The organism is Paenibacillus sp. JNUCC 35, assembly GCF_058269095.1.
Window position 1 is genome coordinate 996,194 of sequence record NZ_CM177771.1, and the last position, 21,708, is coordinate 1,017,901.

At 49.0% G+C, this 21,708-nt stretch carries 17 protein-coding genes; 13 read left to right on the top strand and 4 right to left on the bottom strand.

Annotated features, from left to right (window positions below; translation table 11 throughout):
* Positions 1-293: 293 nt before the first annotated feature.
* Positions 294-1,520, top strand: coding sequence for a stalk domain-containing protein (locus tag AC2TF6_RS04520; protein ID WP_491310079.1), 1,227 nt, complete (start codon positions 294-296; stop codon positions 1,518-1,520).
* A 71-nt stretch (positions 1,521-1,591) separates the two neighbouring features.
* On the opposite strand, the gene AC2TF6_RS04525 is transcribed toward AC2TF6_RS04520, so the two are convergent.
* From AC2TF6_RS04525 to AC2TF6_RS04535, 3 genes are all read right to left on the bottom strand, one after another.
* Positions 1,592-2,020, bottom strand: a complete 429-nt coding sequence (locus AC2TF6_RS04525) for a thiol-disulfide oxidoreductase DCC family protein (RefSeq protein ID WP_491310080.1) — start codon at positions 2,018-2,020, stop codon at positions 1,592-1,594.
* 523 nt (positions 2,021-2,543) lie between these two features.
* Complete coding sequence (locus tag AC2TF6_RS04530) at positions 2,544-2,804, bottom strand: hypothetical protein (RefSeq protein ID WP_491310081.1); 261 nt, start codon at positions 2,802-2,804, stop codon at positions 2,544-2,546.
* 5 nt (positions 2,805-2,809) lie between these two features.
* A complete protein-coding gene (locus AC2TF6_RS04535; RefSeq protein WP_491310082.1) occupies positions 2,810-3,028 on the bottom strand; it encodes a hypothetical protein in 219 nt (72 codons plus the stop codon).
* Between the two features lie 404 nt (positions 3,029-3,432).
* Here AC2TF6_RS04535 and AC2TF6_RS04540 point away from each other — a divergent pair, with 404 nt between their 5' ends.
* From AC2TF6_RS04540 to AC2TF6_RS04575, 8 genes are all read left to right on the top strand, one after another.
* Positions 3,433-3,723 carry a YerC/YecD family TrpR-related protein gene (locus AC2TF6_RS04540; RefSeq protein WP_009675256.1) on the top strand — a complete coding sequence of 97 codons (291 nt, stop codon included), beginning with the start codon at positions 3,433-3,435 and terminating at the stop codon, positions 3,721-3,723.
* A gap of 493 nt (positions 3,724-4,216) precedes the next feature.
* Positions 4,217-5,005 (top strand): sirohydrochlorin chelatase, encoded by a 789-nt coding sequence (locus AC2TF6_RS04545; RefSeq protein ID WP_491310083.1) that lies wholly within the window; start codon positions 4,217-4,219, stop codon positions 5,003-5,005.
* A 9-nt stretch (positions 5,006-5,014) separates the two neighbouring features.
* Positions 5,015-5,944 carry a diacylglycerol kinase gene (locus AC2TF6_RS04550; RefSeq protein ID WP_491310084.1) on the top strand — a complete coding sequence of 310 codons (930 nt, stop codon included), beginning with the start codon at positions 5,015-5,017 and terminating at the stop codon, positions 5,942-5,944.
* 5 nt (positions 5,945-5,949) lie between these two features.
* A complete protein-coding gene (rlmD, locus tag AC2TF6_RS04555; protein WP_491310085.1) occupies positions 5,950-7,665 on the top strand; it encodes a 23S rRNA (uracil(1939)-C(5))-methyltransferase RlmD in 1,716 nt (571 codons plus the stop codon).
* Between the two features lie 813 nt (positions 7,666-8,478).
* Positions 8,479-11,742, top strand: a complete 3,264-nt coding sequence (gene hsdR, locus AC2TF6_RS04560) for a type I restriction-modification system endonuclease (RefSeq protein ID WP_491310086.1) — start codon at positions 8,479-8,481, stop codon at positions 11,740-11,742.
* Positions 11,739-13,157, top strand: coding sequence for a class I SAM-dependent DNA methyltransferase (locus AC2TF6_RS04565; RefSeq protein WP_491310087.1), 1,419 nt, complete (start codon positions 11,739-11,741; stop codon positions 13,155-13,157). Before hsdR ends, AC2TF6_RS04565 begins: the two co-directional genes overlap by 4 nt.
* On the top strand, positions 13,157-14,533 hold the full coding sequence (locus AC2TF6_RS04570) for a restriction endonuclease subunit S (protein WP_491310088.1): 1,377 nt from the start codon (positions 13,157-13,159) through the stop codon (positions 14,531-14,533). The genes AC2TF6_RS04565 and AC2TF6_RS04570 overlap by 1 nt, the downstream gene beginning before the upstream one ends.
* Positions 14,534-15,276: 743 nt before the next feature.
* Positions 15,277-16,554 (top strand): hypothetical protein, encoded by a 1,278-nt coding sequence (locus tag AC2TF6_RS04575; protein ID WP_491310089.1) that lies wholly within the window; start codon positions 15,277-15,279, stop codon positions 16,552-16,554.
* A gap of 13 nt (positions 16,555-16,567) precedes the next feature.
* Here the strand turns inward: AC2TF6_RS04575 and AC2TF6_RS04580 are convergent, their stop codons facing one another.
* Positions 16,568-16,855, bottom strand: a complete 288-nt coding sequence (locus AC2TF6_RS04580; RefSeq protein WP_491310090.1) for a hypothetical protein — start codon at positions 16,853-16,855, stop codon at positions 16,568-16,570.
* Between the two features lie 171 nt (positions 16,856-17,026).
* Here AC2TF6_RS04580 and AC2TF6_RS04585 point away from each other — a divergent pair, with 171 nt between their 5' ends.
* The 4 genes from AC2TF6_RS04585 to AC2TF6_RS04600 all read left to right on the top strand — a co-directional run bounded on the left by AC2TF6_RS04585 (position 17,027) and on the right by AC2TF6_RS04600 (position 21,608).
* Positions 17,027-17,743 (top strand): MBL fold metallo-hydrolase, encoded by a 717-nt coding sequence (locus AC2TF6_RS04585; RefSeq protein WP_491310091.1) that lies wholly within the window; start codon positions 17,027-17,029, stop codon positions 17,741-17,743.
* A gap of 161 nt (positions 17,744-17,904) precedes the next feature.
* Positions 17,905-18,618 carry a DUF7832 domain-containing protein gene (locus AC2TF6_RS04590; RefSeq protein ID WP_491310092.1) on the top strand — a complete coding sequence of 238 codons (714 nt, stop codon included), beginning with the start codon at positions 17,905-17,907 and terminating at the stop codon, positions 18,616-18,618.
* A gap of 118 nt (positions 18,619-18,736) precedes the next feature.
* Positions 18,737-19,300: a hypothetical protein gene (locus AC2TF6_RS04595; protein ID WP_491310093.1), complete on the top strand. Its 564-nt coding sequence runs from the start codon at positions 18,737-18,739 to the stop codon at positions 19,298-19,300.
* Between the two features lie 802 nt (positions 19,301-20,102).
* The gene (locus AC2TF6_RS04600) at positions 20,103-21,608 is read left to right on the top strand and encodes a TROVE domain-containing protein (RefSeq protein WP_491310094.1); all 1,506 of its coding nucleotides are present in this window, start codon (positions 20,103-20,105) and stop codon (positions 21,606-21,608) included.
* Positions 21,609-21,708 lie beyond the last annotated feature (100 nt).

Genomic DNA, 21,708 nt, shown 5'->3' on the forward strand with positions numbered 1-21,708 from the left:
ATACCGAAATACTTTGAAAAATTGTTTCTTATTATATAAATAAAAGAACATAACCGCCCGGTATTTTGATCACGGAAAATGCTAGGATCATGGTTTTCAAAGACGGAAGAGCAGAGCTATTCGGCTTAGTATGGCCTTAAACGGCAAGGATATTCACAAGGCGGATAGACCCAAGCAGGGGTGCTAATCTACTTTAGAAACATTTTGTATCAATTATTCAAATAACCTATTTACAAGTTACATTATGTATCGTAAAGTAGAACAGAAAAGATTTGTATCTGGGAGGGTGAGAAATGAAAAAGTTAGTTTACGGATTGACTATGATGCTGGCTTTGTTCCTGCTTCCGCTTGCGGCTTCCGCAGCCTCTGGAACGCAGTTACAAGTCAACGACAAGGCAATCGGACTGTCGACAGAACCGCAAATATCCGGTGATACGGCTTATGTAGACTTGGCACCGGTTCTTGGCAGTCTCGGCTACACTGTGCAGCAAAGCGTGTACGGTACAGGCTGGACCGTGTCCAAAGACGGTTCCAAAATCGAGCTGGTGTCCGGCTCAAGCTCTTTTGTAGTGAATGGGGAAAGTGTAAAAGCAGGGGCCACTGTTATTCAAGGCGGGAACAAGCTTAACCTGCAAGCCTTCGCGGACCTGACAGGACGCAAGCTGAAGGTGGACGGGGAAAAAGGACTTATTTCATTAAACGATACGCTTCAAACGAGCGTGCTGGAGACCCTTTACACGGGTACGCTGACGAGTTCCGCACAAGCTCCAAAAGCGCTGACCCAAGGTAACCAAGGCTATACCGGTTACATCAAGATCTTTTACCCGAACGGCAAAGTGTTCTATGACGGATATATGGTGAACAGCAAGTTTGAGGGCAAAGGAAAGTATTACGACTCGAACGGTGTGCTCCGCTACGACGGAAACTGGAAAGATAACAAATTCCACGGACAAGGCAAATCGTATTACGCCGATAAGCATCTGGAGTACGACGGTATGTGGAAAGCGGGTCTGAAGCAGGGATACGGCACCTACTACTGGGCGTGGGAACCTTGCGGCGAACCGCCGGGCAGCGTAACGGGTTATAACAAGTATGTCGGTTTCTTCGATAAAGACGAGTTCGATGGCGTCGGCAAAATCGACTGGGCTGACGGAAGCAAGTTCGAAGGCTTTTTCTCCAAAGGTCAAATTAAATGTGCCGGAGTTTTCTACTGGACGGACGGCTGGAAATATGTCGGCATGTACAAAGACGGCAAGCGTGACGGCTTCGGAACGGAATACAACGAGAAGGGAACCGTCATCTATGAGGGCGGATTCCGCCAAAACTGTGCTGAAGGCTACGGACGTCTGTACGATGCCAACGGAAACCTTTTGTTCGAAGGTGAATTCGTAAACGGACATCCGAAGGGGGAAGCTACAGCGCGCACGCTGACGGGCTTCCAAGCCCAGTCCACTCAAAAATCTTCGGAAGCTCAGCTGCAAACGCATGAACAAAACCAAATGGAAGTTACTTTCCAATAAGGCTGTAAAAGAAAATAACCGGCGTCTCACGATGAGATGCCGGTTATTTGTTTTTGTGGGGAGTGGGGCGGTTAGTCCAGAAACCGCCGGCGCAGCTCCGGCGTGGGTACCATGCACGCGTCCCGCTGCCCGAACCAGCGGTAGCGGTTGCGCGCGATCCAGCGGTACACCGCATCGCGGATCGGCTTCGGCACCGCTACGAAGCCGTACAGCAGCGGCCACGGGTACCGCAGCCGGCGCAGCACACGCAGTCCGGCGGACGACTGCGTGTAGACGCGGCCTCCTTCGATGAGCACGAAGGAATCGAAGGAGGCCGCAGGCAGGCCGTGCCGGGCAAGCAGCCGCTGCCCGGCTTCCGACTGCAGCGCCGCGAACCGGACTCGTCCGGCCGGGTCGCGGCGCACGGTGAACCGGACGGCGGCATTGCACAGGTTGCAGACGCCGTCGAACAAGACCACAGGCCCGGAGATGGCTTCCGGGCCGCGCAGTGGAGCCTTCATAGGGATCACCCGCCCGTCCTAGTGAGTATACGTCAAGTATATCACAGGGGAGCGGGGGAGGCGGAGATGAAGGCGGCCTTGGTTGAGGGCCTCGGCCCGCCGGAACGCTAAAAGAGGCGCTGCGGCTTGCCTCGCAGCCATACAGCGCCGTACCTTGCGAAAGCCGTATGCGGTGCTCGATAATTTTTGAAAGAGGAAATAGGAGACGGTTCAGCTCGGATAGTATTCAAACATTTTCCTATTTATTTTATGTAAATGGAGGAGAATTCTATATATTTTTTGTACGGGAACCGATATAGTTCATGATTGTGGAAGAAACGTTGTGCTGCGGCTTTAAAGGAAACGATGTTTGCAGAGCGTGTGTCTGTGCGAAGGCAGGCCGGTTGTCTGACAATGGTAAACTTTCATCCGCCAAACTGCCAACTGTGAACGGTTTCAAGCAGTCGCGTCTCACCATTATGTTAATGGCCCGGCATAAAAAACCGGGTCCCGCTGGGGACCCGGTCTTATCCGCCTATCTGCGCTAGGACCGTTTACGGCGCTTGGTTGTTTTGCCTTTGCGCTTGGTCTGCGTGGATTTTCTTTTCTTTTTGCGTTTGGCGGCGGGTACGGTATTAGCGCGCTTGGTGGCGGCCTTGGCTCCAAAGCTGCTGAACATCAACTTGAGCATGGGAGCAAACTTCTGGACGGAGCCGACGAATTTCTGCACTTTGCCCATGGTCCCGATGACGCCTTCAATTCCGCCCATGCGGTCAATGAAGCCTTTGATCTGATTGATGTTCATGCCGCCTAAAAGGCCGCCGGCTCCTCCTCCTGAACTCCCGGCTGCAGCGGCCGGTGCGGCGGAATTAACGGGTACGGGCAGATTCTGGCCGAATTCGGAAAATCCCGGGCCGCCCTGAGGGGAGCCTCCGCCTCCGGGGAACCCGCCACCTGAAAAGCCTCCTCCGGGGAAGCCGCCGCCTGAAAAGCCGCCGCCTGGGAACCCGCCGTCAGAAAAACCCCCACCGGGAAATCCGCCGCCCTGGAAAGGAACTCCTCCCTGCCCTCCTGCCTGACCCGGCGAGAACAAGCTTCTGGTTTGCACCTCCGGCTGTCGGCCGTGTTTCGGATAACGATAGCTCACTTGAATTCACGATCCTTTGCAAAGGATTTACTGCTACATCCTATGTGATGGGCAAACGTTTGGACTGGACGGATATCACGGGTATGTGGAAAATGTCAAGGGAACCGGAACGGCCCCAATGTACACTACCAGGAGAAGGTTGCGATTTAGAGCGGTAACGCTTAAAAATTTTACTGTTTTGCAATTGTAAAGGAAGGAGATTATAATAAACCTGTCGAAATAGAAATTATTGTTTTACCGAATTGTCCAGAAATACAAGATGAAATGGAATCTAGGGGTTGAAGATATGCAGTTGAAAAAACTAAATGATAAAGCGATTGACCAGCTTTTCGAGGCGATTCTTACATTGAACAGCCTGGAGGAATGCTATACATTTTTTGACGATCTTTGTACGGTGAACGAGATCCAGTCGCTGTCCCAGCGTCTGGAAGTGGCGCGGATGCTGCGCAAAGGCTGCACGTACAATCAGATCGAAGCCGAGACGGGCGCGAGTACGGCGACGATTTCGCGAGTAAAACGCTGCCTGAACTACGGAAATGACGGCTACGTGCTGACGCTGGATCGTCTGAACCGCTAGAGCGGCAGAGATGGGCGATGCCTGTTTTTCGCTCTCCAGTCGGCGTATTATCAACTGGGAAATTTTATGCGTAAAATGGGTCCTGTGAAACGGCACCGAACCGGTACGGCTGTCTGGCATAAGGACAGCAGTTTTAGGGATTGTCTACTGGTAGTGTACAAGTGATCGCTCATGTGAAACAATTTTTGGAACGAAAACGTTCATTCGAGACGATACCGACAACAACAGATGTTCGGCCGTCGCCCAGGTGACGTCAATCGGAAGCCGCAGGATTGAAAGGTCCCCATGCAGCGGGCTGCTCCGGAAGGACTCTCCTTTTTAATGGTAGTATTCGTATGCTTGGAACGATCGTTCCTTACAACAGCAGACCGCGAATGACCTAAAATCCCCCTCTTTACACCCGTAAATGGGGATTTTTCCTGTTTATTGACATAAGGGGCCAGTTTAGATAGCATGAAAGCAGGATGAACGGAACGGAAGCGGAGTGAAAGCCATGCGTACGTATGGGATTTTGGTGATCAGCCACGGCTCGCGGAGCCGGGAATGGGTGCAGCTGGTGGATGAAGCCGTAGCTGGGATGCGCGTCCCGGACGGTGTTCCTGTGTTCGGTTCCTTCCTGGAGCTTGTGGACGGACGGCTGATTCAAGACGGGATTACCTGGTTAGAAAATCGTGGTGTGACCGATCTGATCGTCATCCCGCTTTTTGTATCTAAAGGAAGCACGCATCTTGACGAGATCGCGTACGCGCTGGGCCTGAAGCCCGAGCCGCTTCTGCCGACGGACCTGGAACCGTTCGAAATCAAGGCGATCGTGCATATGACGCCGCCTATGGATGAGGACGCCGAGCTGCTGGCGGAGATGGTGTATGAGAAAATCCGCAGCCTGTCGAAGGACCCGGAGCGGGAGATCGTGCTGCTTGTGGGACACGGCAGCGTCGAGCAGTTGTTTCATCTGGCGTGGCGCGGAAGTCTGGAGCGGATCGCCCAGGCTTTGAAAAAAACCGGCGGGTTCGGAACGACGGACGTGGCGATGCTGCTGCCGGATCAGACGAAGCGGAAACTGGAATGGTGGCAGGAGCGGAAGCCCGGGCATGCGGTCATCATTGCGCCGCTTTTTTTAAGTGAGGGCTATTTTACGAGAGAAGTGATCCCTTCCAGGCTGGAAGGGTTTGACTACCGATATAACGGGCAATCTATACTGCCGAGTCCTAAGGTCAGCGAGTGGCTGGAGCGGCAGGTTGCCTCTTTTTTTAACCGGGACCATTATGAGCAAAAAAGGTGATAAAGAGAAATGGCCAAACGTGCTAGATTGATCTATAACCCGACTTCGGGTAGGGAAGAAATGCGCAAGCGCCTGCCGGAAGTGCTGCAGCGTCTGGAGCGGGGCGGTTATGAAACGTCCACCCATGCGACGATCGGCGAGGGAGACGCGATGTTGGCGGCCTCACAGGCCGTGGACCGCGGGTTCGACCTTATCATTGCGGCGGGCGGAGACGGGACGCTGTACGAAGTGGTAAACGGGATGGGCGAGAAGCCGAACCGGCCTCCGGTGGGCATTTTGCCGCTCGGAACGACGAACGATTTTGCAAGGGCTTTGAACATTCCGCGCGACTGGGAAGACGCCGTGGATCTCATTGTCCGCGGGTATACGAGACCGATCGATGTCGGTAAAGTGAACCAGAAGTATTTTATCAATATTGCGGGCGGGGGCTCCATGACGGAGCTGACGTACGAAGTGCCCAGCAAGCTCAAAACCATGATCGGGCAGCTTGCCTACTATGTAAAAGGACTCGAAATGCTGCCGCGCCTGCGGCCGATTCACATGCATCTGAAGTCCGATGAAATGGAAATCAACGAGGACGTTATGCTGTTCCTCATTACCAATAGCAATTCCGTCGGGGGCTTTGAAAAGTTGGCCGTTGACGCGAGCCTGAACGACGGGCTTTTCGACGTCATCGTGCTCAAGAAGTGCAACCTGCCGGAGTTCATCAAAATCGCCACCATGGCGCTCAAAGGCGAGCACACCAACGATCCGAACGTTGTTTATTTTCAGACGAGCAAGCTCGAAATTTCGTCCCCGGACTACGTGCAGATCAACCTGGACGGCGAACTCGGCGGCACATTGCCGGCGGTTTTCACCAACCTGCAGTCGCATATCGAGATCATTGTAGACGAATCCGGTCTATCGACATATAAACATCAACGCAGATTAGGGAGCTAGGTATTATGAGTAAAAATAAACGGCGGGGCGGCGCGTCCGCGGGGAAGACGCAGGGCGGGGCATCGTCGGGGCAAAGCCGCGGCGGGACGCCGGCTGGTAAGCGGCAGGGTGAGGCTTCGCGGGGGCAAAACAGGGACGGCAAAGCCCGGACCGAGCGGACATCCGCGCCTCAAGCCGGGAGTAAACGCTCCGCTGTGTTGGCCGGTTTGCCCGTGGAGAAGAACGGCGAGTATACCGCCGAGATCATCGGCATCGGGCATGACGGAGAAGGCGTGGGCCGCGTCGAAGGCTTTACCCTCTTTGTCCCAGGTGCTTTGCCGGGTGAACGGGTGCGTCTCAAGGTGCTCAAGCTCAAAAAGCAGTACGGCTACGCCAAACTGCTTGAAGTGCTGGAATCGAGTCCGGATCGTATCGGCGCGCCATGCCCGATCTATGACAAGTGCGGCGGCTGCCAGCTCCAGCATTTGGACTATGCGGCTCAACTAAAGGTGAAGCGCCAGCTCGTCGTGGACAACCTTGAGCGGATAGGGAAGCTTAAGGTGGCTAAAGAAGCGGATGCCGAGGCAGGAAATGTAGTTGGAGATGCCGCTGGCTTAAGAGCCGGTATAAAAAGCACAAACCTGCGCCGCGGCGAATCGGCAGACCCGCTGAAGCAAGAGAGAGAGCGTGCTTCAGAGGCGGACGGCATCGTCGTGTACCCGACCATCGGCATGAGTGATCCGTGGAGATACCGGAACAAAGCTCAGGTTCCTTTTGGAGAGGAGCAGGGCGGGCTCGTCGGCGGTTTTTACGCGCAGGGCAGTCACCGGATTATCGACATGGAAAGCTGTCTGATCCAGCATGCGAATAACGACGAAGTCATCGCCAAGGTCAAAGAAATCGGCCGCGTGCTAGGCATTCGCGCTTACCGGGAAGAAACACACGAAGGACTGCTTCGGCATGTCGTCGTAAAAGTCGGCTTCCGCACGGGCGAGATCATGGTCGTGCTCGTTACAAACGGCAAAGAGATTCCGCATGCGGAGGAATGGATCGAGCAGATTCGCGCCGCGATACCGGGCGTGGCAAGCATCTGCCAGAACGTCAACACCGGACGGACCAACGTCATCTTCGGAGCGACGACGCGCGTTCTCTGGGGCCGGGAAGTCATCTACGATTACATCGGCGACGTCAAGTTTGCCATCTCGGCCCGCTCGTTCTTCCAGGTCAACCCGGTACAAACCGAGGCGCTTTACGGTAAAGCGCTCGAATATGCCGGGCTGACCGGCGGCGAAACCGTGGTCGATGCGTACTGTGGCATCGGCACCATTTCGCTCTTCTTGGCCAAGCATGCCAAGAAGGTGTATGGCGTCGAGATCGTGCCGGAGGCGATTGAAGACGCGAAGCGCAACGCGGAGCTGAACGGCATCTGCAACGCGGAGTTTGCCGTGGGAGGAGCGGAAGACGTCCTCCCCGAGTGGCAGCGCGCGGGCGTCCGTCCCGACGTCATCGTCGTCGATCCGCCCCGCAAGGGCTGCGACGAGCGGCTGCTCGACACGATCCTCCAGCTCCGTCCGGAGCGGGTCGTCTACGTGTCGTGCAACGCCTCGACCCTCGCACGCGATTTGCGCGTACTCGAGGACGGCGGGTACCGCACCGTCTGCGTTCAGTCGGTGGATATGTTCCCGCATACAGTACACGTAGAATCGGTAGCTTTGTTGGTGAAAAATGGTACAGAGGGCTGAGAATGCAGTGGTGGAGCGGGTTTGGAGAGTAGTACAGATGGATGAAAGTGTGAAACAGAGGCTTTAAAATAATAGAGTTGACTGATTGTTGACGAAATAAGTAGCTCGTATTCGGGATGACAAATTCATAAATCGTGATTGTAATTGGCCTGGAAGGGGTTCGACTCCCCTCGCCTCCATCTTGAAAGGGCTGTCTCAAAAGGATGTCTGCACACACTACTGACATATCACCTAGATCAAATCACGGTAAAAAATGAAGAAATGGCGGCGTTAGGGAGATCCCTGTGCCGCCATTTCTCTATTTCGATCCACAACCGCTTTCTTTAGTAGATTATGAGCAAGCGAAAGCCACCCAACCTCCATGCTTACATTTGGCAAGCCACGAAGCAGGAAGCGTCCGAATCCCCGATCAAATTAAGTTGGAAAAAGAATGAGAGAGAAGGTTTCCAGGCAGACGAAAACCATTTCCAAAATAAGCTTTATTTACTCCACTATTGTTTATTTGATCGAACATCAAGCTCAGATGCCGAAGAATGGGATTTATTTCGTCCTTGAGAAGATGGAGAGAGTATATGAGTCAGTATAACTAAGAAAGGAGATCGCGGCGGTTGCACCCAAAAGCTATATCTAGAACAGTATCGACTTATAATCTGGGCACCAACTCGGTGCTCTTTTGTTTACTTACGTAATAGGCCATTCTTAAATGAAGGAACTTGTCGTCTTTATAGCGAAATAGGCATAGTGCTTAAGACATATTCTGGTTATATTCGGAGAGAGATAAATGTAGCTTGTCAGTCCATGAGGAGGAGAAAAATGGAGTCTAATTTTATATTTTTAGACAGCAACTTTCCTATACTTGCTCAAATAGGCGCAACCGCTGAAGAATATCTTTATTCGGACCCTAATTCATGCTTGATCAAATTAGGATTATTGGGCGAAACAATCGTCAACCTCATGATGCAGTTCGATGGTATTCAACCTCCAAGCTACGATAACACTCATGCCAACCGGATCAAGCTGCTGAAGAATCAAGGACTGCTACCACGCGAAATTGATGATATCTTATACAGCTTGCGTATGGCTCGGAATAAAGCTGTTCATGCGAACTATGATTCACTTGAACAATGTAAAGTTCTAATGGGCATGACCCATGAGCTGAGCATTTGGTTTATGCAAACTTATGGAGACTGGCAGTATAGTCCCGAACGTTTTGTGTTACCACTTGAAAAGTCTCAAGCTAAGGTTGATTACGAAGCGATCCTTCGTGAGAAAGAAGCTAGGATTGAAGAGCTGACGAAGCTTGCTGAACAAGCTAAAGTAGCCCAAACGATGACGATTGAGGAACGTACCTCAAGAGGAAGTCGCGCAGCCCAGCAACTTCAACTGTCCGAAGCGCAGACGAGGTATATTATCGACGAGCAGCTACGCAAGGTTGGATGGGAAGCAGATACGGTTCAATTACGATATTCGAAAGGCACTCGACCACAAAAAGGTTGTAACCTTGCGATTGCAGAATGGCCGACACGCAATTCCAGCGGTAAATCTGGTTATGCCGATTACGCTTTGTTTGTTGGGCTTCAAATGGTCGGCATTATTGAAGCGAAACGTCAGTACACCGATATTCCATCCGTAATCGATAATCAGTGCAAGGAATATGCACAATCCGTTAGTGAAGAACATGCCGCTTATCAGGTAGGTAATTGGAGTCAGTATAAGGTACCATTTGTGTTTGCAACGAACGGTCGGAAGTACTTGAAGCAGCTTGAGACGAAATCGGGGATCTGGTTCCTCGATGTACGCAAACAATCGAATATTTCTAGAGCCCTTCAAGGCTGGATGAGTCCCGATGGTATTATGGAGTTGTTTAACAAAGATACGGATAAAGCCGATCAAGCCTTGGGTGCAACGCCATATGATTTGTTGCGTGACCCAGATGGCCTCAACCTTCGCGAATATCAGATTGAAGCCATTGAGGCAGCAGAACAAGCTATTATCAATGGACAGGACACAGTACTACTATCGATGGCCACGGGAACAGGTAAGACGCGAACGATTCTGGGTATGTTGTATCGTTTCTTGAAATCTGGCCGTTTCCAGCGCATTTTGTTCCTTGTTGACCGCACCTCGCTTGGGGAACAGGCGCAGGATGTGTTCAATGAAGTCAAAATCGAAGAGCTCATGACACTAGATAACATCTACAACATCAAGGAGCTCAGCGATAAAGACATTGATAGAGAGACCAAGGTGCATGTCGCCACGGTACAAAGCTTGGTCAAGCGTGTACTCTACAATGAGGGTGAAACCATTCCTGCTGTTTCCGACTATGACCTTATTATTGTAGATGAAGCGCACCGCGGCTATATCTTAGACAAGGACATGAGTGACGACGAGCTGTTATATCGTAATCAGGAAGACTATATGAGCAAGTATAGTGCGGTCATCGACTACTTTAATGCGGTTAAAATTGGCTTGACGGCTACGCCAGCTATTCAAACAACGCAAATATTTGGCCAGCCTGTGTTCAATTACACTTATCGTCGAGCAGTGGTCGAAGGCTACCTTGTCGATCATGATGCACCGCATACGATTGTCACCAAGCTGAGCAAAGAAGGAATTACCTATCAGAAAGGCGAAGTTGTCCCGATTTACGATCCTGTAACGGGAGAAATTACAAATAGTGGCGAGCTGGATGATGAGTTAAAATTTGATGTGGAGAAGTTTAACCGCCAGGTCATCACGGAGAACTTCAATCGCACGGTATTAGCGGAGATCGCTCAGGACATCAATCCCGAAGGCGATGCGAAAACACTGATCTTTGCCGTTGATGATAGCCATGCTGATGTCATTGTGAAGCTGCTTAAAGAGATTTACGAGCCATACGGTATAGACAACGAGGCAGTCATGAAGATCACAGGCAGCATCGGCGGCGGCAACCCCAAGAAAGTTCAGGAAGCAATCAAACGATTCAAAAATGAACGTTATCCCAATATCGTCGTTACGGTTGATCTTCTTACGACAGGCATCGATGTACCTAAGATTACAACTCTTGTCTTTATGCGTAGAGTCAAGTCACGTATCCTCTTTGAACAAATGATGGGTCGTGCAACACGCCTAAGCCCTGAGATCGGCAAGACGCATTTTGAAATCTATGATCCGGTTGGTGTATACGAATCCCTTGAGGATGTTAATACGATGAAACAAGTGGTTGTTCAGCCTTCTACATCATTTGATGATTTGTTGGATGGATTAGAAGAGTTGTCGACCGAGAAGCAACTGCAAAATCAAATTGATCTCATTGTGGCGAAGCTCCAGCGCAAGAAACGGAACATGACTAAAGATAACATGGCCCATTTCCGAGACATTGCACAAGGTGACACGCCAGACCAGTTTATCGAGAAAGTCAAACATATGCCGGCAGAAGAAGCAAAATCCTATGTACTTGAACATCGGAAAGTCTTTGATATCATGAATGAAGGCGGCAGAGGGAAGCCAAGAGCCGTGGTGATTTCGGATAAAGAAGATGAGCTCGTCTCTCATGAACGAGGTTATGGCAAAGGCTTGAAACCGAAAGACTATTTGGATGAGTTCAAAGCATTCATTACGAACAACATGAACAAAATCGCCGCTCTCCAAGTGGTTTGTACAAAGCCTAGTGATCTTACGCGAGAAAGCTTGAAGAGCTTGCGATTGGAGCTGGATCGTGAAGGATTTACGGAACAACAGCTGAATACCGCATGGAAGCAACTGTCTAATGAGGACATTACAGCGGATATCATTAGCTTTATTCGGAAGGAAGCGCTTGGATCTGTACTCGTCAGCCGAGCTGAACGCACGAAACATGCGATTACTAAGCTGAAGGAGAAGCATTCCTTTACTAAGATGGAGCTTGATTGGCTAGGACGAATTGAAACGGTATTGTTGCACGAACCGATTTTGGATCGTGATCTATTTAATACGGGAGCTTTTAAAAATCAAGGCGGCTACAATCGCATTAATAAGGTCTTTCGTGATAAGCTCGACATTATTATTACAGACATTAATCAGTATTTATTTGAAGATAGGGGACAATCAGCGTGAACAACCAAGAGATCGTATCCAAACTATGGAACCTATGTAACGTCCTCCGAGATGATGGCATTACGTATCATCAGTATGTAACGGAGCTTACCTATATCTTGTTCTTGAAGATGGCAAAAGAAACCGAAACCGAAAAAGAAATCCCAGAGCAGTACCGTTGGGATATGCTGCTTAAGCCAAAGGGCATCGATCTTAAGAAGTTCTATAAGGAGCTGCTCAACCATTTAGGTGAGGATACCACAGGGCGAGTGCGTGAAATTTATGCAGGAGCATCATCTAACATCGATGAGCCCAAGAACCTTGAGAAACTCATTACTTCGATAGACGCACTCGATTGGTATTCGGCCAAAGAAGAAGGGCTAGGTAACCTTTACGAGGGCTTGCTTGAGAAAAATGCAAATGAGAAGAAGTCTGGTGCAGGCCAGTACTTCACTCCACGCGTATTGATCGACGTAATGACAAGGCTTGCTGACCCGAAGCCAGGCGAGCGTTGCAATGACCCTGCTTGCGGTACATTCGGCTTTATGATCGCTGCTGATCGATATGTAAAGGATCAGACAGATGATCTGTTTGCGCTATCGCCTGAATTGCAGGAATTCCAGCGTAAACAGGCTTTTTCTGGCTCTGAGCTTGTACATGAAACCCATCGTTTGGCTTTGATGAATGCAATGCTGCATGATATTGAAGGGTCGATTAAGCTGGGCGATACGTTGTCTAATCAAGGTAAGACAATGAAGGACTTTGATGTCGTACTCACGAATCCACCATTCGGTACGAAAAAAGGCGGCGAACGAGCGACACGTGATGATTTCACTTATCCGACATCGAATAAACAATTGAACTTCTTACAGCATATATACCGAAGCTTGAAATCAAATAATGAAGCGCGTGCAGCCGTTATTCTTCCAGATAACGTATTGTTTGCAGATGGAGACGGTGCCTCCATTCGTAATGACTTGATGGACAAATGTAACTTGCATACAATCTTGCGTCTGCCTACTGGAATCTTCTACGCACAGGGCGTTAAGACAAATGTGCTTTTCTTTACGCGCGGCAAGTCTGATAAGGACAATACGAAAGAAGTATGGATCTATGATTTGCGCACCAACATGCCATCGTTCGGCAAAACAAACCCACTCAAGGCAGAGCACTTTGATGCATTTGTTTCGGCTTACACTGTGGAAGATCGTCACAAGGTACAGGATGAGCGTTGGAACGTATTCACTCGTGAACAAATCCGTGAGAAGAACAACAGTCTTGATCTAGGTCTTATTCGCGATGATAGCGTTTTGGACTATGATGACCTCCCTGACCCGATTGAAAGCGGTGAAGAAGTCGTAGCACAGCTTGAAGAAGCCATTGACTTGATTATGAGCGTTGTGAAGGAACTGAAGTCATTGGAGGTTAGTCGCTAATGGCAAGGGGGAAGAAGCAGAGTTTATCGGTAGAGCAATGGATGGATCAAGCAGTGGTACCTGATGAAGAGCAACCGTACGAATTACCGATGAACTGGATTTGGACAAGGCTGGGAAGCGTTTGTAAAGAGGTTCAATACGGTTACACAGCAAAATCTTCAACCGATGAAATTGGTCCAAAGCTCTTGCGGATAACTGATATACAAGACGGAGGAGTAGATTGGCGTAACGTCCCATTTTGCGAGATTTCACAAGTTGAATACTCCAGATTTAAGCTAGATCCGAATGATATTGTGGTCGCTAGGACAGGGGCAACTACGGGCAAGAGCTATTTGATATCTGAACATGTGGATTCAGTTTTTGCATCCTATTTAATCAGGGTTAAGTTGAATAATCTGCTTAACTATAATTATTTATATTACTTTATGCAGTCAAATCTCTATTGGGGTCAGATTACTGAGTTAGCTCAAGGAATTGCACAACCTGGGGTTAATGCATCTAAGCTACAAACAATGAGTTATCCACTTCCACCTCTTGCCGAGCAGCAACGTATTGTTAACCGAATTGAAAGCTTGTTTGCTAAGCTTGATCAGGCAAAGGAATTGGCACAAAATGCTTTAGATAGATTTGAAACACGTAAAGCCGCTATCCTACACAAAGCTTTTACAGGGGAGCTCACTGCGAAGTGGCGGGAAGAGCACAGTGTGGGAATGGATAGTTGGGAGGAAAAGCCCATTGACTCCTTAGGGGATGTTAAAGGCGGCAAAAGACTACCTAAGGGTGCAAGCTTAACAAATGAAGATACTGGGTTCCCTTATATAAAAGCTGGAGATTTAAAGAATGGAACAGTTTTAGTAGATAAGATACAGTATGTGACGCCAGAGGTACAGAAGTTAATTAAGAATTATACTGTAACAACTGGAGACGTTTATATTACAATTGTTGGTGCATGTATTGGAGATGTTGGGGTAATTCCTGAAATTATGGATAAAGCGAATTTAACGGAAAATGCCGCTAAGATTACAAATTTAAAGTGTGACTCGGACTATCTAGGATTATGTATGAGTTCAAATATCATCCAGGATCAAATAAAAAGCAAAATTGCATCGGCAACTCTTGGTAAACTTTCATTACAAAATATTAAATCATTGGTTGTATTTATACCATCTTTTGATGAACAGAAGGAAATTGTACGTATCATAGATAGCTTATTCGAAAAGGAGAATAGAACCAAAGAGCTTCTTGATTTGATTGATAAAATCGACCTAATGAAAAAAGCAATTCTTTCACGCGCTTTCCGTGGTGAACTGGGGACAAATGATCAAAGTGAGGAATGTGCATTAGAATTGCTAAAAGAAGTAGCCGTGACTCAGTAAGGGACTCAATGTATTAGCGCTGACTGTGCCTTGTGATTACTTCAAGATCATGAACCCTAGATTATAATGGGAAATTGAAGGTAACAGTAAAACAGGCCGAACTCCGAAAACCCGCACTACAGCAGGCTTTCGGACACTTCGGTACATTACAGGATATTGCGCATACCACACTGGCAGCGATGAGATCAGCATTAACCCCTTTTCGTAAGATGACTAGAACTTGTTGACAACTTGTTGACGAACATCGTCAACAACCAATAAAACTCAAACAAAATGGACAATAAGAGTTGGTTAAAACCCTTATATATCAAGGGTTTTAACCAACTAACACAGATTCCAACCAACCCGTACATGTTCCCGCATACGGTGCATGTGGGGATGTTCACTCTTAGTTTGGAACGGAAAATACGATTGAGAAGTTAATATAAGACTGCCCTCTCTGCATGTGAGAGGGTATTTTCTATCTTCATATGGAAGTCGGAGGAGACATGGAACGGTTAATAAGGAACTAATTATTCCGCTTATCCATAATACTTTGAGAGATGAAAGTACGTTTGTTAGAGGGCATGCATATTCGGCTTTAGATGATATTGAATTGTTTTGCAAATAGTCACAGGTTAGATATCCATCTCCTATTATAACCAAACATTCTCTAACATTTGATCAATTGTACTGATTATAATTGTTATAGCGTAGCCCGTAGGTGATTCCAGGATAAAAGTAAGTGTTGCGGGAGGAGATAAATGCACATTCAAAAGTTTCGCTACGAATTAACCCGCGGGTTAGGAAGCATTATTCTCTATCTAAAGGAGAACCCCGCGCTTACTTATCGGCATCTGGATGCTATAGCGGATGCTTGTATTCAGAATACTGCATATGATCCCCAATGTGATGGAAGCAGGGAAGCTTATCTATGGGAGGTCATTCAGCTCTCCAAGGCCTCCCCTATTTTGCAGGAACGAATTCTCAATGCTTTGGGAGGGGAAGTAAACGGGTGGGACCTTCTGCAAGTGTATCGATTAGCGAAAATCTTTGCTTCTCACGGCAATCCGACAGCGGTAGATGCGATGAAAAGGGGATTCCGTTACGATGAAGAATGGAATTGTTTCATAGGCGGGGAAGAGATTATTGAGGCCGAGGGAGCACGAGGTTTTTTGTTTGTGGCAAAGGAGATCGGCAAGCGGATATTGTCTTCCGGCTATGAAGGGGTTACGTTCGTCTGGGAATCTGCCAAGGAATTTCTAGGCGAGGAAAAGGCAGCGGCTCTCTTGGAAGAATCCACGAAGGACGAAAGAGTTCAGGCTTTTTATCAATCAGCGCTCCGGGACGAGGATGATTACTCTCTGTTAAACGGCCGAAAGGCTCTTTCCTATGAGGAATTTAAATCTTCCATGAAAGCGGGTGAAAAAGCCCGGTACCCTTACATTGTTTGGGGCATGCGTGCGTCTAAGGAGGACTTGCTCAAAGCTGCCGATGACTTGTTGAAAGAAAAAAATCCGAAAAAGCTGGAAGCTTATTTGTCTATATTCGTTAAACCGTCTTTTCCGCTTGATCCGCAAAAAATTATAGAGCTGGCACAATCCCAAAATAAACGTCTGCGTTCAGCGGCCATTCATGCACTTTGCAATTTGAAGGACGAGCGTATCCATCGGCTAGCAGTCCAACTGATCTGTCAACGGGAGACAGAGGTAGAGGCACTGGAACTATTCACTTTTAATTATGAGGAAAATGATCTGCCTCTATTGGAACACGTTGCTTTTAAGAAGCATAACAAGCACTCGTTTCATAACATGGAGTTGGATATGGTCAACATTTTTGAAAAACATCCTACAGCATCGTGCCAAAAGATTATGATCGAACTGTACCACAAAGGGCTCTGCTCCCCTTGCAGACGGCGAGCTGTGGAAATTATGATGGCCAATCACATTCTGCCCGCCTCTTTGCGGGATGAAATCCGGTATGATTGCAATCCGGATATCCGTGAACTTTGGATGAAAAGCGCAAACGCCGGGCTTCCCTAGCCGACGCCTGCGCTTATTTTCTTCTATAGAACTTTTCCCAATCGTTTATAACTTCCGCGTGAGTCAATAATTGTTCTCTCAGCCACTGGGATGTTTTCCATTCATGTACCGCCTGCTGCTTTGTTTTGTAAAAGCGATAGTCGCAAATATTCCAGGGGCAGTACAATTTCCGGTACCATTTCCCGTTTTGAACGTCGCCTTTGAAGCGGCGTACCGCTTTGCCGGCCTGCCTTTTGGTCCAGCCGGTGCTTAGGTGCTGTTGGTCTTTAAATACCGGCGACTTTTTTACACTTCTGCTCATTTGGTTCTCTAACCCCTCCTTATGGGAAGCTAGAGACCGTCTAATATTTTCATAGTTCACCCCGGCGTTTGAGTTATTCAATCCGTAGATATAAACGGAATCAATACAGAAAAAGTTACTTTTAAAGGAAAAGTAATAATAAATACGTATATAATTAGGAGGATTTATCATATGGAGTTAAGGCGACTAACGGATCGTGTTTTTTATACAATGTTCAGCAAAGAGTCCGATAGGCCGGTTCTCGGTTATATTAATGGGCAAAAGCGTTCTTTAATGGTGGACTCGGGCAATTCTAAATACCATGCTGCATTGTTTAATGAAGCTGTACGTAAGGAAGGATTAAGAAACCCGGAAATCGTTGCGATTACGCATTGGCATTGGGATCATACTTTTGGGATGCATGCGGTGGAGGGGATTACCATTGCCCACGAAAAAACGAATGATAAACTAGCAGAACAAGCTAAGTGGGAATGGACAGATACTGAAATGAAAAAGAGACTAGCGGCAGGGGTTGAGATTGAATTTGCGGATGCTTGCATTCGGAATGAGTACCCTTCGTTATCGGAGATACAAGTGGTGACTTCTGACATCTCTTTCAACGGAACTATGGAAATCGATCTAGGAGGTATTACGGCACAATTACATCATGTAGCCTCTCCGCATAGTGATGATTCCGTCTGCATATTTGTGCCTGAAGAGCGAGTCTTATTTATTGGCGATGCAGTTGGAGTGGATTATTATAATGATTGCCGCTTGGATAAAGATAAATTGCGTTCTTTACTTACAGCGATTGAAGGATTTGATTTTGATACGTGTGTAGTAGGACATGCTGAACCGGTGAGCAAACAAAGAATTGTTACGATCATGAATTCTCTTCTGGAACGTTAAGAACATTTAAAAGAGAGCGGCAAACTTATTGGAATGTAGGCATTTTTGCCGGATTTTCCTGTGCTAACCTAAGCGTGGTGCCGTTCTTTTCAATAAACCTTGCGCTTCTTAACTCGCATCCTCTAAACTTCCCAATTCCAACGATACAGCGAGGTGACAAAATGGACAAGATCGAAACCGTACTCACCAAACAGGGAAAGACTTTTAAAACCTATTACCATTTGATGCTTACGGAAGCGACGCAGGTTTGTATCGTTAATATCATTAAGGGCCGGTTATATGCCGACAAGAAAACGATGAATCCTACCTATGAACCCTATCCCACTAAGGGGGAAGCGATCAAGCGGATGGAGGAGCTGGCCGATGAACTGAAAAGCAAAGGGTTCGTTGAGGAGCCGAGGGACGTTTTATTTCAGATTCCGGAAAAAGAAATCGTCGTGTTCGATAAAGCGAAATGGCATTATGAAGGGGATTCTCCGTCTGAGCTGGATGTCATTCAAGCCTACGTGCCAACGGGGATGTTCATTGCCTGGGTCATTAAAAACGATCTGGTTGGCAAACGAAGCCGCAAGGAAGACGCGCCGGAGATCGAGCTAGTCAAACGGGATGAGATGACGGGCGCCGAGTTTTATCGTACCAACTGGGACGGTGTGCTCAGCTCGAAAGAATTGTCGGAGGAAGCGGAGGCGTTTGCCCGAGAATACCTCGATATCCGCAACGATGTTTATACGGCCGTCGATTTCACGAACGTATTGGCGGCGGGTTTACCGACGATCTACCATGTGGAGGACTCGCTTGAGAACTACCGGATCATCGAGCCGATTATTTCGGAGCGTTACCGGGACTGGAAGTCCCGTCAGGGAAACCTTGCTTGAAGCGGGACGATTGTGTGATTTACTTTTACCGTGTTACTTTTTCTCAGCCAAATCCTTCAAAACCTGTGCCTCAAAACAGATATAAAAGGAGCACTTGTAAAAAAAGGAGAGTACTGGGATGTCTAAACGCAGCAAAATTAGTTTTTTGATTGGAATGGCCGTTGTACTGTTGTTTGTGATGACAGGGTGTGGAAGCAAGGAAAAAACCGAAGGGGTAAAACCGGCGGAGACAGCTAAGAGTTCGCCTGCAAACTCCGCCAATCCGGCGAATGCTTCAGTTAAGCCGAAAGAGCCGGCCCCTGAGTCTAAACTAAGTCAGATCAGCAACTTTATGACTTCGTCCATTTGGAACGATGGATTCGTAAACGTCGGTTTTTACACCAGCAGGGGTACGGGCAGCACAGGCCAGACACTGGATATGGATTTCACAATGGAGCGCCTGGGCAAAGCAATGGAGAAAAAGGCGGAATACGATACGTACATTCAGGGCCTGGACGCCAAGTATGATAACGTGAAGCAAGTATGGGCCAAGCTCTCGAAAGAAACCGACAACCTATATAAGCAGCTTAAGGAAAATACACCCAAGGCCAACGACGAGAACTATAAGTTCGATACGGGATTATTCGAGCAGTACAGCAGCGCTTTTAGTGATGATGTGCGGGCTTTGAAAAAGAAGCAATAGGCGTGTGAGGTTTCCAATTACGAAACCTGATCGCTGAAAAGGCGTGGAGTCCTACTCCAAGCCTTTTTTTGTTGCCGGCTATTCAATCCGGTTGAGCAAGTTTTCTCATTGCCCTGATACTCTCCGCCAGGTCTCCATCAATTACCTTTCCGCCAACCGCTCCTTATAAATCCCGTAATTCTCCTACTTTACCCCTCATAATACGTCAACGAACGTATTTCCCACAATAAATCCCGGACACCTCCGCGTAAGCGGAAACCAGATTTTTTTCACGCAAAAAAGGTAAACTTTCTCTCCTGTCGTAATACTTTCGCCATGTTCGCGGAGCTGAAAATGAGCGAAGATAGGTACAGAAGGCGGGCACGTTAAACGGCCGGCCCAATAAAATCACCGAGGCGCCTGGACGGGTTACTTCGACTTTTAATCGGCTGGTCGTTGGTTCGAGTCCAACTTCCTCCATGGGGAGGAATAGCTCAGATGGTAGAGCAGCATGTACCTGTCCGACCTATTTCCTCGGTGGTTTCTACAAAAGAAAAAAACGGAGCGAGGCGCCAGAAAGGGGTTCTTCGACTTATTAGGGTTAAGTATGACGGTGTCCGACGGATGCCGCGAACCTTTTCAACTATCTTCCTCGCTCCGCTTCTATTAAAAAAATGAATATCCGGCGAGGCGCAGGGACGGGTTCCTTCGAGCTTATCGACCAATGGCAATACCCCGGGCAGTACGGCAGGTTCGACTCCTGCAGCAGACCTGTTCCGCTTTTTCTTCGCCGGAGTTCTATTAAAAGGAGTGTGTATGAATCATGAGTATGGCGAAAAAGCTGTTCGGCTCTCTGAGACCGGATGCCTACAATAAAGACAACTATCCCGCTTACACGCGATCTGCCGAGGAGCAGTATGTGCAGACGCTGATGACGAATACGATGGGGAACACGTACTACGTGGATCAGCATGAACTGCTCGGCGATGCGGCTCAACTTCATCATGAGATGGCCGAGGCCAATCCGAATTTTATGGCCCGGGCGATTGTGTTTGCCCGTAATGCCGGTTTTATGCGGCTGCAGCCTTTGTTCGGGCTCGCGATTCTTTCCATGTATCGTCCGGATCTGTTTGCGAAGATTTTCCGGCAGGTGGTGCGGATTCCTTCGGATTTGTCCGATTTTCTGACCATCTTGAATGGTCTGGGGCGGGGTGAGGGCGGTCGCGCCGTGAAACGGCAGGTGAACCGGTTCTTGTCCGAAGTGTCCGAATATTGGGCGGTGAAGTACAACGGACGCGGTCGCGGGTACAGTCTGGGCGACGCCATTGCGACGGCGCATCCGAAGCCGCAGGATTTGAAGCAGCAGGCGCTGTTCCGCTATTTGCGCGGGATGGAGGCCAATCTGGCGCTGCTGCCTCAGGTCGAGGCGCTGGAGAGCTTGAAGCTGGCGGCAACCGAGGAAGAGCAGATCCGCTGGATCGAGCGCGGCAAGCTGCCTTACGAAACGGTGACGGGAGCGATCAAGCCGTCGAAGGCAGTCTGGGAGGCGCTGCTGTACCAGATGCCGACGTTTGCGCTGCTCCGTCATTTGAACGCGATGCAGCGGGCGGGTGTGCTCGAAGATGCGCGGCACGTGGAGTATATCGTGCAGCGGTTGACCGATCCGCAGGCGCTGAGCAAAGCGAAGATCCTGCCGTTCCGGCTGGCGACGGCTTTCCGGCAGGTGGAGCATCCGGAGCTGAGGGACGCTTTGCGCGAAGCGGCGGAGCTTACGTTCGACAACCTGCCGGAGCTTGGAGATCAAACGGCGATTTTCCTCGATATCTCGGGCTCGATGAACGGGCAGTACCTGGAGACCGGTGCGGTTTTTGCCCTCGCACTGTATAAAAAGACCCGGGGGAACTCCCTGTTCTGGCTATTTGACACGGAGGTCATGGATGCGAAGCCTTCCCGCAAAGACAGCATTTTGACCCAGGCGGCGCAGATACGTGCCCGAGGCGGAACGGGTACGGGGGCGCCCGTCCGGAAGCTTATCCGGGAGCGCAAGAAAGTGGACCAGATCGTGATGATCACGGATGAGCAGCAGAACAGCGGCAGCGCGTTTTATAAGGAGCTGAAACGGTACCGTTCCAAGGTGAACCGCGACGTGAAGGCGTTCATCATCGACCTTGCGCCTTACCGCCATGCGATGGTTCCCGTTCAGGACCCGCACACCTACTACATTTACGGCTGGAGCGACACGGTGCTGTCCTACATCGCCCAGTCCGTGCAAGGGTATTCCAGCTTGACCGAACAGGTAGCCGAGCTGGATTTGGAGAATTTGAATTAAGCCGGCGGTAAACGAAAAACGGGCAGAGGCAGCCGGATGGCGAACAATCCTCTTACGATTCAGCGTGCGTTTCTTTTCTTGCCACATGGCGGGAAGAGGC

Excerpts from the sequence above, each read along its gene's own strand:
- AC2TF6_RS04520 (WP_491310079.1), top strand. The coding sequence starts at position 294 with ATGAAAAAGTTAGTTTACGGATTGACTATGATGCTGGCTTTGTTCCTG.
- AC2TF6_RS04525 (WP_491310080.1), bottom strand. The coding sequence starts at position 2,020 with ATGAAGGCTCCACTGCGCGGCCCGGAAGCCATCTCCGGGCCTGTGGTC.
- AC2TF6_RS04530 (WP_491310081.1), bottom strand. The coding sequence starts at position 2,804 with ATGAACATCAATCAGATCAAAGGCTTCATTGACCGCATGGGCGGAATT.
- AC2TF6_RS04540 (WP_009675256.1), top strand. The coding sequence starts at position 3,433 with ATGCAGTTGAAAAAACTAAATGATAAAGCGATTGACCAGCTTTTCGAG.
- AC2TF6_RS04545 (WP_491310083.1), top strand. The coding sequence starts at position 4,217 with ATGCGTACGTATGGGATTTTGGTGATCAGCCACGGCTCGCGGAGCCGG.
- AC2TF6_RS04550 (WP_491310084.1), top strand. The coding sequence starts at position 5,015 with ATGGCCAAACGTGCTAGATTGATCTATAACCCGACTTCGGGTAGGGAA.
- rlmD (WP_491310085.1), top strand. The coding sequence starts at position 5,950 with ATGAGTAAAAATAAACGGCGGGGCGGCGCGTCCGCGGGGAAGACGCAG.
- hsdR (WP_491310086.1), top strand. The coding sequence starts at position 8,479 with ATGGAGTCTAATTTTATATTTTTAGACAGCAACTTTCCTATACTTGCT.
- AC2TF6_RS04570 (WP_491310088.1), top strand. The coding sequence starts at position 13,157 with ATGGCAAGGGGGAAGAAGCAGAGTTTATCGGTAGAGCAATGGATGGAT.
- AC2TF6_RS04575 (WP_491310089.1), top strand. The coding sequence starts at position 15,277 with ATGCACATTCAAAAGTTTCGCTACGAATTAACCCGCGGGTTAGGAAGC.
- AC2TF6_RS04580 (WP_491310090.1), bottom strand. The coding sequence starts at position 16,855 with ATGAGCAGAAGTGTAAAAAAGTCGCCGGTATTTAAAGACCAACAGCAC.
- AC2TF6_RS04585 (WP_491310091.1), top strand. The coding sequence starts at position 17,027 with ATGGAGTTAAGGCGACTAACGGATCGTGTTTTTTATACAATGTTCAGC.
- AC2TF6_RS04590 (WP_491310092.1), top strand. The coding sequence starts at position 17,905 with ATGGACAAGATCGAAACCGTACTCACCAAACAGGGAAAGACTTTTAAA.
- AC2TF6_RS04595 (WP_491310093.1), top strand. The coding sequence starts at position 18,737 with ATGTCTAAACGCAGCAAAATTAGTTTTTTGATTGGAATGGCCGTTGTA.
- AC2TF6_RS04600 (WP_491310094.1), top strand. The coding sequence starts at position 20,103 with ATGAGTATGGCGAAAAAGCTGTTCGGCTCTCTGAGACCGGATGCCTAC.